This window comes from Devosia insulae DS-56 (assembly GCF_000970465.2).
GTDB classification, from domain to species: Bacteria; Pseudomonadota; Alphaproteobacteria; order Rhizobiales; family Devosiaceae; genus Devosia_A; species Devosia_A insulae.
Window position 1 is genome coordinate 1 of the sequence record NZ_LAJE02000314.1, and the last position, 2,937, is coordinate 2,937.

Sequence of the window (2,937 nt, forward strand, 5' to 3'; positions counted from 1 at the left end):
ACCGCTTGAGATGTGTAAAAGAGCGAGCCACCAGTAGTTGTCGTCGGCATCGACGGCATGATCGGAAGCGAGAACGTGGATCACCGCATCGTCGCCGAAGGCCTTCCGCACATGCACGGCGGCGGCGGCGATGGCAGCGGCGGTGTTACGGGCCACCGGCTCGAGCAGCACGGCGGAGGTTGCGACACCGGCCTCCTGCGCCTGCTCGGCGACGAGGAAGCGGTACTCGGCATTGGTGACGATGACTGCAGGATGGTAGCGCGAAGGGTCGGCGACCCGCAGCAGCGTCTGCTGATAGAGCGAAGTCGGGCCGGTCAGCGGCAGGAACTGCTTGGGGCGAGCTGCACGCGACATCGGCCAGAGGCGGGTCCCCTGCCCGCCTGCAAGGATCACCGGTACGATCAAGGTGGCTTCAGTCATGGGTTCTGGGCCTCGGCGTAGGTGCCCGCACACTTGCCGCGATTGGATGCGAGGGGCTGATTTGGTGGTTCAGAAGGTCACGGTCGATACGGCGGCGGCGCGGAACGAAGACGCCATGGCCAGTCAAACGTGCTGTTGCGGCGGGTTGGAAAACTCTACCACGAACGCGGTAGCATCCGTCAGCCCCGCCGGATAGTGGCCATCGACAATCGGCCTGATCGCGGGGCCGTCGCCGTCGGCAAACCATCGACGCCGTGTGCCAAGGAGAGGGAGACACGCGGCGCCGGTTACGTCCCGAGGAAGGGGTGGGACGAATTGAGGCTCAGGTCTTGTCAGGTCTTGGGCCCGGCGGGTTGGTGCGCGATTCGTCGCTTCAGCACTGACCCGCTCGTCGATACGCCTGATGTCCAACCTTGTGCTCCCCGCGTTGATGATGACTGCCCTGCCCCAGGCCTCAGGCCGAAGTCAGCACGCGGTCCAGATTCGAGATGTGCCGATAGGCGCCGTGCCAGTAGAGCAGCGGCTCCGCCGTTTCGCGGGTGCGAATGGCGCGGACCCGGCCGATCAGGATGGCGTGCGAATGGCGCTCGATCGCCTCGTCGAGCTCGCAGTCGATCACCGTCAGGGCGTCGGAAAGACCGAGCGCGCCGGTGACGAGTTCCTGCCATGCCGCGCCCTCGTAGCGTGCGACGCCCGTGGCGCCACCGCGGCCACTGAAGCGATCGGCGACGTGCAACTGGTCGTGTGCGAGGAGGTTAATGCAAAAACCCAGGTGCTGCTGCACCACCGGCCAGGACGACGACGAACGGTTGAGGCAGACGATCATCGCCGGCGGCTCCATTGAAAAGGACGAAACCGAGGTCGCCGTAAAGCCGGTGCGCTGCTCGCCACGCCCAGTGGTGATGACGCTCACCGCCCCCGCCAGGTGACGCATCGCGAGCTTGAAGGTGGCCGCATCAGCTGGTGCATCCTGCAAGGCCGTAGCGGCCACATTGGGATCGAGCAAAGTCATCACGCAACTCCGTGGGTCGGGACATGGCGACGAGGCGCAGCCGAGCGGGGGCCACGAGCGCTGAGCGACCACAGCGGCTGCGGCAGGCTTGGGCGGCGGTGCGGCGTAACGTTCGACATGGGGCAAATTGCACCACGACAGGCCGCCCCAGCGCGAGAGCAGCCGTTGCTAATGTGGTGAGGCCTTTATAAATTGTGCCGCGAGAGCGGCGCGGATTGAGAACGCCATGCTATTTCTGCATTTAGTCCATAATTTTAGTGGACTAAATACCACGGAGAACAGTGCCCGCAGGAGCGAGCAGAGTCGGAACGCGGCGACGCCATGCCAACACAGCGACAGGCCGTTCAATGATGTGGGGGAAGTGGCGGAGAGGATGGGATTCGAACCCACGAGACCCTTTAGAGGTCTGCGCCCTTAGCAGGGGCGTGCCTTCGACCACTCGGCCACCTCTCCGTCGGAGGGTCTGATAGGGGCAATCGTCCGGGCGGGCAAGGGGTTTTTCGGGTGCGGCCGCAACGCAATAAATGACCGGCGCCGGGCAAGTGATGCAGAAGTGCCGCGCCGGTCGTCGTGTCACGATACTTGCTGAACTTTGCCATTGATTTGACCAGAGGCTGCGCAACGATGGCCGTAGTTGCCGCAATCGGGGAGTTCTCCTCGATTCGAGCGGACCGGATGGGCGATCTTTGCGGAGGATGAACCCATGGCCTGGTTACAGAAGCTGACGAGCATCGTGGCGATATCGGTGGCGCTGGGCGCCGGCCCGGCGGCGGCGCAGCAGACGCTGCCAGCGCTGATCGAGGGGGTCTGGCTGACGACGGCACAGACCGAGCTGACGATCATCGCCTGCCCGGTCGGCTATTGCGGTCACATCACCAAGATCGTGATCCCCGAGGCGATCAAACAGAAGTATGGCGATCAGCTGGAGAGCATCGATCCGGCATCGTTTACCGACGCCAACAACAAGGATCCGGCGTTGCAGGGGCGGCCGATCCAGGGGCTGCAGATCCTGGCGCTGCGGCAGACCGGCAACCCGATGTTCTATGAGGGTGAGATCTACAACCCCGAGGATGGCAACATCTATTCAGGGTCGGTCGAGGTGCGCTCGGCCGACCTGATCCGGCTCAAGGGGTGCGTGCTCTATGTGCTCTGCCAGGAGCAGGATTGGTCGCGGGTCCCGCTGGAAGTTGTGGCTGAGTAGCGGGCTTGCGGGAGGGCCCTGCTTTCGTCGGGAGTTGACGGGGTCGCCTCCCTCCCCCTTGAGGGCAGGGCAATTGCATGTGAACCACTGACAGTAGTTGGAGTGCCTTCTCCCCTTGTGGTCAGCGGACGAGGGCGAAGCCCTCGCCGCGAGGTGGCTGAAGGCCGGATGAGGGGTCTCTCCGCGTACTCGTCGTCCGTCGCTTCGCTCCGGCCGCGCTACACTTCGTTGCGCGGACCCCTCATCCGCCCTTCGGGCACCTCCGGGCGAGGGCTGCGCCCTCGTCCCGCGACCACAAGGGGAG

The 2,937-nt window shown here is 64.5% G+C and carries 3 protein-coding genes and 1 tRNA gene; 1 reads left to right on the plus strand and 3 read right to left on the minus strand.

Features of this window, described 5'->3' with window-relative positions; all coding sequences use genetic code 11:
* From VW23_RS21425 to VW23_RS21435, 3 genes are all read right to left on the minus strand, one after another.
* Positions 1-420 (minus strand): sugar phosphate nucleotidyltransferase (locus tag VW23_RS21425; RefSeq protein WP_176730455.1); only part of this gene is annotated, 420 nt, incomplete at its 3' end.
* 454 nt (positions 421-874) lie between these two features.
* Entirely contained in the window at positions 875-1,432 is a 558-nt protein-coding gene (locus VW23_RS21430; RefSeq protein WP_069911535.1) for a flavin reductase family protein, read from the minus strand.
* A 362-nt stretch (positions 1,433-1,794) separates the two neighbouring features.
* A tRNA-Ser gene (locus VW23_RS21435) sits at positions 1,795-1,885 on the minus strand.
* Positions 1,886-2,135: 250 nt separating this feature from the next.
* Here VW23_RS21435 and VW23_RS21440 point away from each other — a divergent pair.
* Positions 2,136-2,633 carry a DUF2147 domain-containing protein gene (locus VW23_RS21440; protein ID WP_069911536.1) on the plus strand — a complete coding sequence of 166 codons (498 nt, stop codon included), beginning with the start codon at positions 2,136-2,138 and terminating at the stop codon, positions 2,631-2,633.
* The last annotated feature ends 304 nt before the right edge of the window (positions 2,634-2,937 follow it).

What these genes read in the sequence shown, in the direction of transcription:
- VW23_RS21440 (WP_069911536.1), top strand. Translation starts at nt 2,136, where the DNA reads ATGGCCTGGTTACAGAAGCTGACGAGCATCGTGGCGATATCGGTGGCG.
- VW23_RS21430 (WP_069911535.1), bottom strand. Translation starts at nt 1,432, where the DNA reads ATGACTTTGCTCGATCCCAATGTGGCCGCTACGGCCTTGCAGGATGCA.